Consider the following 15,137-nt stretch of genomic DNA (forward strand, 5'->3'; position numbering starts at 1 on the left):
CGATAGCGCAGGTTGAACAGATGTCGCTCTTATGCCCTGTGGTGAAAGCGAAGTATATTTCCAGAGCGGGTTATGTGCAGCTACCATTGTTCGGGTTTTTTCTTTGGTAAAAATGTCCCAGCCTCTTCTATTTTCTTACCTATGAGGGATAGACTCAGATACATCTGTTTAAAACTTCACCTAGTCTCCAATTGCTGTAAAACAGCATCATATAGAATGTTTGTTTCTAAAAAGCGATTCTCGATTTCTTTGGTTCCTATAATAACTGATATAAATCGGATATCTTTGATTTGAACTGTTCCCGTAAAGCCATATCCAGCATCATCCGTGAATCCTGTTTTTAACCCATCTACACCTTCAAAGGTGACATCTTCCTCTATTAGATCCACTTGTAATCCGGGTAGCATCCAATTTGAATTCGTATACGTTTCATTCTGAAAAATGAACTCCTGCATTTTGGTTATTTCGAGCAGCTGAGGATAGTGATCAATGATATATTTGGCAAGCTTAGCTAGATCTTCTGCAGACATCATATTTTTATCACTTATTGATCCAGTAGAATGATTATTTTGAAGATCCTCATTTGTTAACCCTGTGCTATTGACAAAATAAGAGTCATTCAGCTCCAATTGCTCAGCTTTTTTGTTCATTAACATGACAAATTCTTTTTCACTTCCACTAACTAATTCCGCTAGGGCAATCGTTGCATCATTCGCAGAACGAATGGCCATCGCATGAAACAATTCTTGAACCGTGTAGTCTTGATCTTGTTGTAAATGAACAGAAGCAAATCCCGGATGATTGGAAATGGTAAACGCATAATCACTAATCATGACCGTATCTTCCCAGCTAATTTTACCTTCCTCAATTGCTTCTAAAACCAATAGCTCCGTCATTATTTTCGACATACTTGCTACGGCTAATGACTCATGTATATTTTTATCAAAAAGTACATCACCAGTTATCCCATTCATCAGCATTGCAGCCTCTGCTTCAATGTTGATATCGGAAATCGGTTCAATTACATATCTTTCTGGCATCGTTTTATGTTCCAGGGAACGAGTCAATTCTGGCAATGGCTTTTGCTGCTCTGATTGTTCTTTACCTATAATCGCATTCAGGGAACTACATGCCGTTACCAATAGTAAAGTAAATAGAATAGTTAATCGTTTGAATAGTTTCATTAAATCCTCCCAAATAAACGTATAGCTTTGTTTCATTATTGTCATTGTACGATAAAAAATTACTCCACATTTTTTATTCCCAGGCACTACTCTTTATTACCCCAATCTAACACTTTTCCCAAAAATACTCTCCTAAATACCGTAGTCCGTTCACTCGTCAACATCAAAATATAAACCACTTTAATAGCGTGTTTTCCTGATTCAGGATACTCTACAAAATTCATCTCTTAAAAGTATTGAAAATCCTTCGTTTTGTTATTTTTCTAGTTCTTCTACAATCAATGATAGCTCTTCCCATCGTTCCATTTTGAACGCTAATTCCGCTTCTAACTTTTGTTGCTCTTCATATAATTTTTGTAACTTCTCAAAGTCACTACCAGTAGCATCGATTTCTATTTTATATGTCGCCACTTTTTCTTCTAGTTCCATAATGTCATCTTCAATGGTGTCCCATTCTTTTTGTTCGTGATAGGATAGCTTTTTCTTTGTTTTCGTTCCTTCTTTCCTAACTTTCTTTTTTTCTTGTTTCGGCTTTTGTTGTCGTTGTTGATTGTCAATATAGTCACTATAAGTCCCAAAAAAGTGACGAATCTTTTCTGTTCCATTAAATACTAACAACTCTTCAACAACACGATCCAAAAAGTAACGATCATGGGAAACAGTAATGACTACACCAGGAAAATGCTCTAAATACTCTTCTAACACACTTAAGGTTTGTGTATCTAAATCATTTGTCGGTTCATCTAGTACGATAACATTCGGCTCTGTCATGAGCACTTTTAATAAATATAATCTCCTTTTTTCCCCTCCTGAAAGTCTGTGAATGTATGTCCATTGTTTCGAACGAGAAAACAAGAACCGTTCAAGCATTTGCTCGACAGTAATTAGCTCTCCCTCTTTTGTATGAACTACTTGTGCCACCTCTTTAACATAGTCAATGACACGCAAGTCCCCAGCTAATTCTTCTTCTCCTTGTGTATAGTAACCAATTTTTACCGTTTCACCGATTTTTACCTCTCCACTATCTGGTTCAATCCGCTTCGCTATGATGTTTAATAACGTTGTTTTTCCTGATCCACTTGGTCCAATAATCCCAAGCCTATCTCCCGGTGTAATTAAAAAATTTACATCAGTAAATAATCGCCGATCTTTATACGACTTTTCAATTGACTTTAGTTCAATCACATGTTTGCCTAACCGAGTAGAGCCAACTTGAAACTCGACATTTTCTCCACGGGTATGAAATGTTTGTTTCTGTAACTGATCGATCCGCTCGATTCGAGCCTTTTGTTTCGTAGACCTAGCCCGTGCACCACGCCTTAACCATGCAAGTTCTCTTCTTAACGTATTTTTATGTTTTTGTTGTTCACTTGCTTCTAGCTCCTCACGTTCAGCTTTTTTCTCCAAAAACATTTCATAGTTGCCTTCATACCTATAAAGTGTCCCTTTATCTAGCTCGAAAATGGTATTCGTAATCCGATTTAAAAAGTATCGATCATGGGTAACGATCAACAGTGCCCCTTTGTATGTTGATAAATACCGCTCAAGCCAAATAATTGTTTCATTATCCAAATGGTTTGTCGGTTCATCTAAAATAAGTAAATTAGCTGGCTGAATTAATGATCTCGCTATCGCAACTCGTTTCTTTTGTCCACCAGATAACTCGTTTACTTTGCTGTCAAATTCAGTAATCCCTAGTTTAGTAAGGATTGTTTTTGCTGTTGCATTTGCTTCCCATGCATCAAATTCATCCATCTGTTGTTGCATCTTTAAGACATTTGTTTGTGCAAACTCATTATTTGGATCAAGTTCCAGTTTTCTTATTGATTGTTCATATTCACGCATTGTTTTCATGATGACTGAATCACCATAATAAATTTGTTCGATTACGGTTAATTCAGGATTTAACTCCGTGTTTTGAGCTAAATATTCAATTCGGTAATCCTTTGGACATTGAATCGTTCCGTTATCAGGTGACTCAATACCTGCAACTACTTTTAGAAAAGTTGACTTTCCTGTTCCATTTACACCAATTAATCCGATACGATCACCATTTGTAATCGTACACTCAATTTCTTCGAATAGGAGCTTATCTCCATATGATTTTTGTAAGTTTTCCATTGTAAGCATGTTTTTCAGCCCTTCAATACGACATCTTAATTAAGGGTTAAAACCCCGAAATGTTTTTATCATATCATTAAATCTTTCCATACATGATCGACTTGTTCCAGTTTCAACTACTTCCCTTACTTATTATAGTATAAAGTGATAGGAAATGCTTCGATGCACGGATTACTTTCCATCCATCGAAAATTTGAAACTAGAAAAGCATCCCCCAAGTGAATGAAGTTACGAGGATAATTAACTCGAACTCAAGCATAAAAAGCACACCGGAAAAATCATCGTGTGCTAGTAAATTTATTTTGTCTCTTTTAATCACTTGATTTTTGTCTATTAATTGATTAACCATTCTACTAGAAGATCGCATTGTTTTTTCTTGCACGTTTTTACGTTGGGTTATATTGTCGCCTTGCATGATGTCATCTTTGCAGTATTTTTTAATCCTCTTTCCATGTACTTATCTTCTACATTTACAGGGGCTTTTTCATACATGTAACGACCATTTGCAGCTGTCATCTATTTAAACAATCAGGACAAAAAAGCTATTTAGCATTTTTATCTGGTTGATGAATGCCGAATACATTTCCTTCCGTATCTTGATAATATCCTTGCCACGCCATTCCCGGAAGAGCATATTTTGGTAATGCTACCTTGCCACCAAGCTCAAGTATTTTAGCTTCAGTAGTGTCATAATCTTCTACTCCCATCGTACAAGCATATCCATTTAAAGCTTGATTTGGTTCTGGGGGTGGACTTTGACGTTGCATCAATGCACCATTAATACCCGGCTCATTGTCCGCACCTGTCACAGCTCCATAATAAGGCATCCCTGCATATTCACTCCAGTCCTCAAATGCCCATCCAAATACTTCGTCATAAAACTTCTTAGCCCGCTCCATATTATCTACATGAATCTCGAAATGCACTAATCTTCCCATTCATATCCTCCTAATTGTTATATTTTTTTATTACGATCTCTAGTGTGTATTTATCAACTGTTGGTACTTTTTCTTCCTTCGTATAAAGAAGACTTGGTTCAGTATGAAGTTTTAAACTCCATACTGAACCTTAGTCGCACTTATTTCGGAGCTTAGCGGCGCTTATCTCCCGCCCTAAAGGCGGGGGTATTAGTAACGCTGCGGAGATACAATTTTTTGAATTTACTCAATCAAAAGCACTAACTTTCATCATGGACAAACCATAGGAAGTCCTACTTTTTATTTTGTCGATACAAGTCAACTGATTTGTATCCTTGAGATAAGATCTCGATCATTTGCGCGTGGCGTTTATCACGTGTTTTCTGTTGCTTCGCCGAAAAGATATGCCGAGCCCAATCCCTTCGATAACCTGGAGTCAACTCCTGATAAAACTTCCTTTCCTTCGGATGATCTTTTAATAGCCTTTCAATATCTTTCACATAATGCTCATAATCAGCTACAAGCTGACTTGAAGCAGTTGACTTTTTGGCTCGCTTCTTCTCCCGTTTCAATCCAACGACCGTAAAGACATCATCCATACTCACCATTCGTGAAAACTTCAAATCGCTCCCATCCACATAGCCATCTTCGTCCACTTTCATTGCTGGAAAAATTTCATCCCGATGAATATACGTTTCATACCGCTTATTCCCCTTTTTAGGATAAGCAAAAAACAAATATCCTTTTTCAAGTAATTGCTGCTCCTTAACGATACGCTTTGTCACATTCACCATTTCATCTAACGCCTCAATGAAAATGAAAATAGCATCATGTTCTCCAGATAAATTAGTGTTATATCCGTAAAACAGATTATAATCATTCGGTTCATTAAGTACGGCCAAAGTTTTATATTTATTTAACTTTAATTTGTTGATTATCGACATCACCAACTCCTTTTCTCCTTGTAGTAGCAAGGACAAGTTTCACCAATGCCAGGTAAATTAATTCTCTATATATTCCTTTAACGCATCTAAATCTTTTGTACATGCTTTTTTAAAGGTGCCTGCCATCAACTTTCCAAACAATCTTGACAATCCCGTGAGCCCCTTTATTTCACCATTCAAAGTGATTTCTGACTGGTTACCTGTCGAAGTAATGATGTAGGTGAAAATAAATTCACCTTTACCCGTTGTACCTTTTGTTCCATCACAGCGAAGTACTATTTTATCCGGTTCATGAAGTTCCACAACTTCAAAATGTTCAGAAGCCTCTTTTCCAAACATCTTTCTTGTTTCCTTCCACTCACTCCCCACTTGCAATGGTCCGTCATCTAGGCGTTCTATGTGTACAAAACCTTGCATCCAGTGCTTCGCAGATTCCAGATCAAGCAAACTTGAGTACGCTTTTTGTTGGGATACCTGGAACGTTCTTTTCACTTCAAAACAAATACTCACGTTCATTCCTCCTTTACCGTCCTGTCACCGTATTATAAGCTAATCGAATCATACCTTTTGTAGGTAATTCAATATGTTTACTATTCCTTCTCCTGCAAAGTCCTAATAGTATTGACCTTCTCTTCCTATCTAATTGTTTATAAGAAACCGAATAATCCTGGAAACAACATTCTATACATAACATTCTATTCGACTACTAGGCGCAGTGGGGGTAATTTATTATCCTTTAGATGCTTTTTGTATCTTCTCAAGATCAAGTTTCTTCATTTTAAAAGTTGCCTTACTTACACGATCAATTTGATCCGGTGTGCTACTTGACATTATCTCGACCATTTCTCTCGGTACAATCTGCCAGGAAACTCCATACTTATCTTTTAGCCAGCCGCATTGCTCGGATTCAGGTACCGCAGACAGCTTCTCCCAATAGTAATCGATCTCTTTTTGTGTGTCGCAATATACCATAAACGAGATTGCCTCGTTGAAATTAAATACGTGGTCTTCGGCGCTATCCATTGCGGTAAACCACTGATTTTCCAGCACAAAATCGGCAAACATAATAGTTCCTTCTTGATTTGGCTCCATGCCTTCGGGATAACGGGCAACATGACCCTGATTTGAATTATTATATACAGATAAATAAAAATGAATCGCCTCTTCTGCTTTGCCACATGTATCATTGACAAACAGTAGTGAAGGGATGATTTCAGGTCGCTCTTCCCCTTCTGGGTTGGTAAGGATAAGTTGCCACGACAAGCCATACTTATCTTGAACCCAACCATACCTCTTACTGAACGGATACGTATCAAGTGGCATTAGCACTGTGCCACCTTCAGACAACTTGTTCCATACTTCATCTATTTTTTCTTGCGCATTCTTTTCTCGTGATGGATCAAAATTAACCATGAAGGAAACCGATGGATTGAATTTAAAATAAGGTCCAGCGCTTATCGCCATGAATTTCTGCCCCCACAATTCAAAAGAAACGACATCAGTGTCGCCTGATGGTGTATCTTTCAGTTTCGTGATACTCGTAATCGTTGAATCTGGGAATATGGAAACATAAAATTCTGCTGCTTCCTTCGCCTCCTTGTCATACCACAAATGGGGAACGATGGTTTGATTTTTTTGAATCATATTATTCCTCCCAAAAAATTATTTTATTTATTCTACCATATTGTTTCCCTATTGACTTCTCATAAATGCTTAATGCCTCTGTTTTTTTGGGGGAAGAATTAACCGAATTAGCTTAAGTATTCATTTTTCCATTTTTATATGTTTAATAAAACCCTTTAAATTGTTTTTAAATGCACATGGACTTTGATCTACTAAAATAGCGCAAGAAATGACTGTTAATATTAATTTTACGCTTACTATTTTTAAAAATATAGTATCATTATTCATTTTTAAAAAAATTATCTTCAGTTTATGTCCTCTGGTATTACACTAGAAGAAGGAAAGCTTGTATTAAAAACTTCCATGGTTACAACACTCATCCAATGTGGTTTGTTAAAATCAGCATTCGATAAGCATTTATCGCCGTTTCTCCTAACGTATCCATGAGATTATGATTGGCATATGCACCGACAATTGCCCCAAAACCAGGAATCAATTGAAATAGTTTGATTAAATCAATATAATCACGATACTCCTGTTGAAAAACTCGCCAATCCATATCCATTAATCTTCTCTTTTCTTCCTCCCAATTTTCAATGATATAAAAAGTTTCTTTCCGATGATTATCACTTGAAAAGGCAAGTTGAAACACATGTAGAATAAAGAGACGTTCTTCATATTCCTCGGTGTCAAAACCATAAATTGCAGCTGCTTCAAACAGAAATTTCATTTTGATGGATAAAAGGAGTGGAAAATCGACAAGACCAAGCAAAATACCACCTGCACCAGTTCCGGCTCCTTCGATCACTGCTGTTTTCCGGTAAGATGTTAACTTTTCCTTTACTAGTTCATCCTGTTCAAAAAGTTTCATCTCTGTCATTGGACGTTTTTTTGTTGTCATATTAGAACCTACTAATGTAGCCTTCACCATGCTCTTCATACTTTCGGTGATGATTTGGTGAGCTTTCTCAGGAATCATTGCATTTATTTTAACTTGTGCTTTTTTTGACCATTGATTGAAGAGATTCGATGGTTTTAATACTTTTGAACGCCACAATAGTAGGTCCTCATTCACTTTCTTTTCATATTCGATCATTGGAACCATCCTCTCTTTTTTCTCTATGTACTTTTTTAGATTCTATTTTCACTTATATTTTTTCATGGCTATATCAATTATATGCTGATTTACATCAAAAAGCGATGCAACCAGAAATAAGAAACAAATTGACTGTCAGCTAGATTGGATTAATCAAGAGGTAAAAAAAGGGAAAAGATGATATCACACTAGACGAACGGTTACTTCTTAATAGTAATAGCTAAAACTTTGCACGGTCGCCTTTGATATGGACTGTAGTGGCTACCCCGGCAATTCGCGCTTTACGTACTTTTTTTCCTACTACGGTTTGACCAGAAAATGAATGCGACAAAATAGCCGATCCATATTCCAAGCATATTCAACAATACATCATCAATATCAAGCGATCTTGTCCCATATCCGACTAAATAAAGAAGCAGTTGCACAATTTCTATATAAACAGGGATATAGAAGGAAAAAAATAAAATAACGATGCCCCCCATATGGCGGAGATAATTGAATAATAGGAAGCCGATCGGGATGAAAAGAACAATATTGCCGATAAGATTGCTAATAATAATATACATTGGGACATATCCATGAATGAAAGCAGTAAAATACAATCGAATTGTTTGCAAAGGAATTAAATTCATCGTCGCATGAGGTTTTGCTTCACCCGGCAAAATCCAAACAATATAGACTAAAAAAAGCAAATATAAAAAATAAAAAAGGCGTTTCAACATTGTATTCACCCAATCCGTTTGCAGATTCATCGTATTAATGATATTTATTACAAGCCAGCAATAGTCATGACAAAATTTCTCAAAACGAAAAAATAGCCCAATCGATTATTCATTGGACTGTGTGTGATGATCGCTACAGAGAGGGAAAAGAAGGAAATACGCGTATAATAAATAAATCTCTCGTCGGTCTTTTCAATTATCTTTACTTATCAGATGCCACCCCAAATTCATTACTATGACGCCATAAGAAAATTAGAAAAATGAACATGACTATATCAAGTCTCGATTCAAAAACAAATGATAAAATACCTTCCTTTAAAAAGATGGGGAATTTCGCAATACAAAGCGCACCAATCATTATCGCTATGAGCGGAACAGTTGCTTGTTTTACATACACTCTAGCGATAATTAGTGCGCCACAAGTTATTTCAATCATTGCCACAAGAAAAAGAGTTGCACTAGGGAATGGCAACCCTAGGCTTAAAAATATATCTTTAAAATTTGGAACTAATAACTTCACAATTCCTGTTGACATGAAAACATATCCGATTACATAGCGAAACCAATTTAATAATTGTAGTTGCAATGCACAAGCACCTCCAAAAAATTGCAATATCATGTTATTTCATACTATGCAATAGAGAGGACAAACTTGTTATATTTCTTTTCAGGATTTAATACAGGAGGTTGATTCAATGAACCGAAAATTGGTCAAAGAACAAATTAATCAATATACAAAGAGTGAACTTAAATTCTGGAGAAATCACGTTGTAAAGGCTATCCTGATGACTCAAGATTGAAGAATGCGATTTTGTTCTTTTCCATATCGATCAGTGGTTAAAGGAAATAAAAGATGAAACTATTATTTACATGTATCCATCCCCTTTTTCTTTCTGGTTCTTGCCGGAATTTCCTACTTTTGAGGGTGCGATTAGATATTTTCGATTCAAAGGGTTGACATCAAAGATTATTTTTTATATCATATATACCCATAGGGGTAATCGTATGAAATTCCCTTTAACGATCACTTTTACAGGAGGATTGGAATGACGGATAAGAAAAGAACAACCATTGTATTATTCAGTGGCGATTATGATAAGGCGATGGCGGCTTACATCATTGCGAACGGGGCTGCAGCTTACGATCATGAAGTAACGATTTTTCATACATTCTGGGGGCTTAACGCTTTGCGAAAAGATGAAAATATCGAGGTAAAGAAAAGCTTCATGGAAAAAATGTTTGGTAAAATGATGCCGAGAGGAGCGGACAAAATGGGATTATCAAAAATGCATTTTGCCGGCATGGGACCAAAAATGATCAAAGGAATTATGAAAAAGCATAATGCGTTGCCATTACCAGATTTAATTGAAATGGCGAAAGAGCAAGAAGTGAAGTTAGTCGCATGTACGATGACAATGGACCTACTTGGTTTACAAAAAGAAGAGCTATTAGATGGTGTAGAATATGCCGGAGTCGCTGCATATCTTGGAGATGCACAAGATGGTCAAGTAAACTTATTTATATAATTTTTTTAAAATAAAAAATACCTATCCAGGTATATAAGGAGGAAATTTGCATGGAAATGAGTGCAAATGTAATACTTGATGCAAAAGGATTAGCGTGCCCAATGCCCATCGTAAGAACGAAACAGGCAATGAACAATTTGGAACCGGGTCAAGTACTTGAAGTGCAAGCAACGGATCAAGGTTCAACATCTGATATTAAGGCGTGGGCAGAGAGTACGGGTCATCAGTTTTTAGGCACAGTGGAAGAAGGTGAAGTATTGAAGCATTATGTCAGAAAAGCAAGTCGTCATGATTCAGCGGAAACGAAGCATCCTCACGTATCAGATAATGAGCATTTGGAACAAAAATTAGCAGCAGTTGAAAAGATTGTCGTACTCGATGTGAGAGAATCTGCCGAATATGCATTTAACCATATTCCAACTGCACTTAATATTCCACTCGGAGAACTGGAAGAGCGTGCGAATGAATTAAACAAAGAGGCAGAAATCTATGTCGTATGCCGTACAGGGAACAGAAGTGATGTCGCATCACGAAAATTAACACAATTAGGTTTCACCAATGTGACGAATGTCGTTCCTGGTATGAGCCAATGGACTGGGAAAATGGAAAAGCTATAAATAGGGAGGAGAAATGAAGATGAGTCATGTTACTGTATATACAACAAACAGTTGTCCATATTGTGTGATGATGAAAAACTTTTTGGAGGAAAAGAATATTCCATTTAAAGAAGTGAATGTTGAGAAAGATCCAAAAGCAATGGAAAAAGTAGTAGAAACAACAGGACAAATGGGTGTTCCGCAAACGGAAGTAAATGGAACGTGGATAGTAGGATTTGATCCTAAGCGTGTAATGGCTGTAATAAACCGTCATTAATATATTTTTTTGAAACTAATTATACCATAGGGGGTAGTCGGAGTGACTATAAATGCAATGACTGCGAAAGAAGTAACAAAAATGGTGATGAACAAAGCAGCTTTATTTATTCTGGATGTTCGAAACGAGGACTCTTTTCGTGATTGGAAGATTGAGGGAGAAAACTTTGACTATTTGAATATCCCTTATTTTGAATTATTGGACGGAGTTGAATCAATCGTTGATAAAATCCCTACAGACAAAGAGGTTCTTGTCGTCTGTGCAAAGGAAGGCTCTTCGATCATGATTGCTGAAATGTTGGATGAGGCGGGTATATCAGCATCCTATCTAGAGGGCGGAATGAAAGTGTGGAGTGAGCATTTAGAGCCAGTAAAAGTTGGCGATGTAAAAAATGGTGGAGAAGTGTATCAGTTCGTCCGTATTGGAAAAGGTTGCTTGTCTTATATGATCATTTCAGACGGAGAAGCAGCGATTATCGATGCAACTCGTATGGTGGATGTGTTTATCGATTTTGCAGAAGAAAAAGGTGCTAAAATCACACATGTTTTGGATACTCATTTACATGCTGACCATATTTCTGGAGGTAGAAAGATCGCTGAAAAAACGGGTGCAACTTACTGGTTACCTCCCAAAGATGCGTCAGAAGTTACCTTTGATTACGCTCCCTTAGAAGGTGGAAATGTGATTACGATTGGGCTTACGGCGATTAATATTCATGCTCTTTATTCACCGGGACATACAATCGGATCCACCTCCTTTATAGTTGATGAGAACTATTTGTTAACGGGAGATATATTATTCATCGACTCGATCGGAAGACCAGATCTTGCCGGAAAAGCAGAAGACTGGGTTGGAGATCTACGAGAAAGTTTATATACACGCTACCGGGAATTGTCGGAAGAGCTCATTGTGTTACCAGCACATTTTATGATTGTTGAAGAGTTAAATGAAGACGGCTCAGTTGCTGCAAAACTTGGAACACTCTTTGCAGAAAATCACGGTCTTACTATTACCGAAGAAGATGAATTTAGAAAAATTGTCACAGAAAATTTACCGCCACAGCCGAATGCATACCAAGAAATACGGGAAACAAATATGGGGAAGATGTCACCTGATGAAGAAAAACAACGTGAAATGGAAATTGGTCCTAACCGTTGTGCAGTAAGATAAAAAAATCAATTATATTTACATCCCGTCATGGGAAAATGAGGAGGATAAAAAATGGAAATAACAAAAGTATTAGATGCGAAAGGACTTGCATGTCCAATGCCAATTGTTAGAACGAAGAAAGCAATGAACGAACTGGAGACAGGTCAGATTTTAGAAGTACATGCAACAGATCAAGGATCAAAAAATGATTTAACAGCATGGGCAAAGTCTGGTGGTCATGAAATAGTAAAAGATACGGAAGAAGACGGAATACTAAAATTTTGGATTAAAAAAGGCTAAGTGTGAATGGGCTCGTAAAAAGCTTATGAAAGCTTTGATGAGATGCTGATAAGGTCACATATTAAAAATTACTGTGACCTTTTTCAGTTGGATAAGTGGAATAAGATAACGATTTGGTTGGAGTCGTTTCTTATTTTGATGACATGGAGCTGTTTATGAATGAACCGATTGTATCGTGCTTAATTCGAATAGTACCAGAAACGATTCATAGGTATTCATAGCGTAGAAAAATATGTTGAGCTCCCCAATAGTATAGCTTTTTTAAAGGAGTGAAAGCGATGGATGTTGGAATGATGATTACCATTTTTTTAATCGGATTTATCGGATCTTATATTTCAGGGATGCTAGGTATTGGTGGCTCGATTATTAAATATCCAATGCTTTTATATATCCCCCCTCTTTTTGGATTTGCAGCATTTACTGCCCACGAAGTTTCTGGGATCAGTGCAATACAAGTATTTTTTGCAACAATAGGCGGCGTTTGGGCATATCGGAAAGGCGGGTATCTTAATAAAACGTTGATTGCCTATATGGGAACAGCCATCCTGGTTGGTAGTTTTATTGGTGGATACGGTTCGAAACTTTTATCTGAAGGAAGTATTAATGTTGTCTATGGAATATTAGCTTTGATTGCTGCAGTGATGATGTTTGTGCCGAAAAAAGGAATTGATGATATTCCGTTTGATCAAGTAAAATTCAGTCGATGGTTAGCAGCATTCCTTGCATTCATCGTCGGTCTTGGTGCTGGTATCGTCGGTGCTGCGGGAGCCTTTTTGCTCGTCCCTATTATGTTAGTTGTCCTTAAAATTCCGACACGGATGACGATTGCATCATCACTTGCCATTACGTTTATTTCATCGATTGGGGCAACGGTTGGAAAAATTACAACTGGTCAAATCGATTATTTTCCTGCTGCCATTATGGTCGTTGCAAGTCTCCTTGCAGCACCACTTGGAGCCATGGCTGGTAAAAAAGTAAATACAAAAATATTACAAGTTATTTTGGCCGTTCTGATCGCGGCAACAGCAATCAAGATTTGGAGCGATATTTTATAATTTTGTTTTATTTCATCCCTATAACGGTAATGTGATAAAGAAGATGAAAAGGGAGAACATAGATACAAGAATATGTTTAGGAGGATAAAAAATGTTTCATTATACAGTGGAAACAGATCAATCAATTGAACAAACAATTAAGGCGTTAGAAGCAAGTTTAAAAGAGGAGAAGTTTGGAGTGCTCTGGGAGTTTGATATTAGGAAAACATTAGAGGAAAAAGGGTTTGCATTTGATAAGAACTTTATTGTGCTTGAAGTGTGTAATCCAAAAGAAGCACAAGAAGTGTTAACGAGAAACCATATGGTAGGGTACTTCTTGCCTTGTAAGATAGTTGTCTACGAAGATAGTGGAAAAACGAAAATCGGAATGCCAAAACCATCAGCACTCATACAAATGGTAGAAGATGATGAACTGAAGGTATTTGCGAAAAATATTGAAGACAGACTAATTGCTTGTATAGATAAAAGTGTTGCATAATAGATTCAGAATTTCACTAAGAAGCAGATGAGCATTGTTCTTACTGAAAATTAAGCGATCTAATGCTTGTCGCGAGAGATTCGCATTTTATTGTTGAATATACTGCAAAACTAAGGAGGGCGTCTATATAATGATTCCCCTTACAATATATTTTCAACATGTCCATTGTTTATTTTTCCACAAAAATAAGGTATACTATAGGTAGAAATTCATACCATATAAAAGACCGCTCATGCAACGACACGAACGGTCAAGCGTGTAATAGCCCTTCAAGGGGGCGACTCGCAGATTTGAGCAAGAAAAATAATCACCCATATCGCTTGTCAGGCTGAAGGGTGGTTATTTTCTATTTTCTGACAATAAGGACACGATAAGCGCTCCAAAAGCGAGCATCACCATCAATGACTCAAAGATTGTCATAGGCATCACCTCCCTTCTAGTAAAACTAGAAAGAAAGCGAGCCACCACCCACGAAAGCCTTATTACACATATGATCATTATATCATACAGGACTCATGTTTGTACCTTTCCTCTTCATATGTAATACTTTTGCTTAGTCGATTTTTATTTGTTCCATAAAATTCCTATACTAGACCCCTTTTCTCGAATCCCAATTCACGTCAAATTTTTTAATGACATTATTACTTCAAGATGTTGTTTTCGCTTTTTAGATATTTCTAAACATTCATTTGCTAATATATCGTTGTATTCCACGATGTGTCCGCTATCCATTGTTTTATCATATTTTTTCAATAGAACATCCAGTAAAGCTTTTTTCATTTGAAGAGATTCGTCTACAATAAATCTTTGAACTGCATTTTCTTGATAAACAAAAATCTCAGATTCAAAGTCATCCCTTGTTATATATCGTTCTCTTTGAAATTCAAATAAAAAGAAGCTTAATCTGTACGTATACAGTATCATGCAGTTTCTAATCGCTTTCGATAAGTAATATTCTTCCCGATCATATTCTGCGGTTGAGGGTTCGTACGCTTTTTTTCCTTTTCTTTTACAATCTTTGCATAGATGGTGTCGATGTCCTTTTCTGCTGAACTTGTCATTGGGACGAGTCTTTCCACATATTTTACAGTAATGTCCCCTTCTCTTTTTCCCCATCTATATAACTCCATTCAAACTTGTATGTTCTCA

At 36.8% G+C, this 15,137-nt stretch carries 18 protein-coding genes; 7 read left to right on the top strand and 11 right to left on the bottom strand.

Features of this window, described 5'->3' with window-relative positions:
• Positions 1–176: 176 nt before the first annotated feature.
• From DFR56_RS03815 to DFR56_RS03860, 9 genes are all read right to left on the bottom strand, one after another.
• Entirely contained in the window at positions 177–1,184 is a 1,008-nt protein-coding gene (locus DFR56_RS03815) for a D-alanyl-D-alanine carboxypeptidase family protein (protein ID WP_110394320.1), read from the bottom strand.
• 255 nt (positions 1,185–1,439) lie between these two features.
• On the bottom strand, positions 1,440–3,314 hold the full coding sequence (locus tag DFR56_RS03820) for an ABC-F family ATP-binding cassette domain-containing protein (protein WP_110394107.1): 1,875 nt from the start codon (positions 3,312–3,314) through the stop codon (positions 1,440–1,442).
• Positions 3,315–3,847: 533 nt separating this feature from the next.
• Complete coding sequence (locus tag DFR56_RS03830; protein ID WP_110394109.1) at positions 3,848–4,243, bottom strand: VOC family protein; 396 nt, start codon at positions 4,241–4,243, stop codon at positions 3,848–3,850.
• A gap of 272 nt (positions 4,244–4,515) precedes the next feature.
• Positions 4,516–5,166, bottom strand: a complete 651-nt coding sequence (locus DFR56_RS03835; RefSeq protein ID WP_110394321.1) for a YdeI/OmpD-associated family protein — start codon at positions 5,164–5,166, stop codon at positions 4,516–4,518.
• A 57-nt stretch (positions 5,167–5,223) separates the two neighbouring features.
• Positions 5,224–5,682 carry an SRPBCC family protein gene (locus DFR56_RS03840; RefSeq protein ID WP_242694462.1) on the bottom strand — a complete coding sequence of 153 codons (459 nt, stop codon included), beginning with the start codon at positions 5,680–5,682 and terminating at the stop codon, positions 5,224–5,226.
• 213 nt (positions 5,683–5,895) lie between these two features.
• The gene (locus DFR56_RS03845; protein WP_110394111.1) at positions 5,896–6,810 is read right to left on the bottom strand and encodes a VOC family protein; all 915 of its coding nucleotides are present in this window, start codon (positions 6,808–6,810) and stop codon (positions 5,896–5,898) included.
• Positions 6,811–7,165: 355 nt separating this feature from the next.
• Positions 7,166–7,885 carry an EcsC family protein gene (locus tag DFR56_RS03850; RefSeq protein ID WP_110394112.1) on the bottom strand — a complete coding sequence of 240 codons (720 nt, stop codon included), beginning with the start codon at positions 7,883–7,885 and terminating at the stop codon, positions 7,166–7,168.
• Positions 7,886–8,166: 281 nt separating this feature from the next.
• On the bottom strand, positions 8,167–8,607 hold the full coding sequence (locus DFR56_RS03855) for a VanZ family protein (protein WP_158525494.1): 441 nt from the start codon (positions 8,605–8,607) through the stop codon (positions 8,167–8,169).
• Positions 8,608–8,809: 202 nt separating this feature from the next.
• Entirely contained in the window at positions 8,810–9,193 is a 384-nt protein-coding gene (locus tag DFR56_RS03860; protein ID WP_242694461.1) for a DoxX family protein, read from the bottom strand.
• 460 nt (positions 9,194–9,653) lie between these two features.
• Between DFR56_RS03860 and DFR56_RS03865 the strand changes: the two genes are divergently transcribed.
• From DFR56_RS03865 to DFR56_RS03895, 7 genes are all read left to right on the top strand, one after another.
• Entirely contained in the window at positions 9,654–10,133 is a 480-nt protein-coding gene (locus DFR56_RS03865; RefSeq protein ID WP_110394115.1) for a DsrE/DsrF/DrsH-like family protein, read from the top strand.
• A gap of 50 nt (positions 10,134–10,183) precedes the next feature.
• Positions 10,184–10,750: a sulfurtransferase TusA family protein gene (locus DFR56_RS03870; protein ID WP_110394116.1), complete on the top strand. Its 567-nt coding sequence runs from the start codon at positions 10,184–10,186 to the stop codon at positions 10,748–10,750.
• A gap of 19 nt (positions 10,751–10,769) precedes the next feature.
• Positions 10,770–11,006 carry a glutaredoxin family protein gene (locus DFR56_RS03875; RefSeq protein WP_110394117.1) on the top strand — a complete coding sequence of 79 codons (237 nt, stop codon included), beginning with the start codon at positions 10,770–10,772 and terminating at the stop codon, positions 11,004–11,006.
• 42 nt (positions 11,007–11,048) lie between these two features.
• Positions 11,049–12,176 carry an MBL fold metallo-hydrolase gene (locus tag DFR56_RS03880; protein ID WP_110394118.1) on the top strand — a complete coding sequence of 376 codons (1,128 nt, stop codon included), beginning with the start codon at positions 11,049–11,051 and terminating at the stop codon, positions 12,174–12,176.
• A gap of 51 nt (positions 12,177–12,227) precedes the next feature.
• On the top strand, positions 12,228–12,455 hold the full coding sequence (locus tag DFR56_RS03885; RefSeq protein WP_110394119.1) for a sulfurtransferase TusA family protein: 228 nt from the start codon (positions 12,228–12,230) through the stop codon (positions 12,453–12,455).
• 278 nt (positions 12,456–12,733) lie between these two features.
• Positions 12,734–13,510 (top strand): sulfite exporter TauE/SafE family protein, encoded by a 777-nt coding sequence (locus DFR56_RS03890; protein WP_110394120.1) that lies wholly within the window; start codon positions 12,734–12,736, stop codon positions 13,508–13,510.
• 91 nt (positions 13,511–13,601) lie between these two features.
• Positions 13,602–13,988, top strand: coding sequence for a DUF302 domain-containing protein (locus tag DFR56_RS03895; protein ID WP_110394121.1), 387 nt, complete (start codon positions 13,602–13,604; stop codon positions 13,986–13,988).
• Positions 13,989–14,327: 339 nt separating this feature from the next.
• On the opposite strand, the gene DFR56_RS23940 is transcribed toward DFR56_RS03895, so the two are convergent.
• On the bottom strand, positions 14,328–14,486 hold the full coding sequence (locus DFR56_RS23940) for a putative holin-like toxin (protein ID WP_425326634.1): 159 nt from the start codon (positions 14,484–14,486) through the stop codon (positions 14,328–14,330).
• Between the two features lie 117 nt (positions 14,487–14,603).
• Positions 14,604–15,104 (bottom strand): hypothetical protein, encoded by a 501-nt coding sequence (locus DFR56_RS23285; protein WP_211320605.1) that lies wholly within the window; start codon positions 15,102–15,104, stop codon positions 14,604–14,606.
• Positions 15,105–15,137: the final 33 nt, after the last annotated feature.

Source organism: Pseudogracilibacillus auburnensis, from assembly GCF_003201975.1.
GTDB classification, from domain to species: Bacteria; Bacillota; Bacilli; order Bacillales; family Amphibacillaceae; genus Pseudogracilibacillus; species Pseudogracilibacillus auburnensis.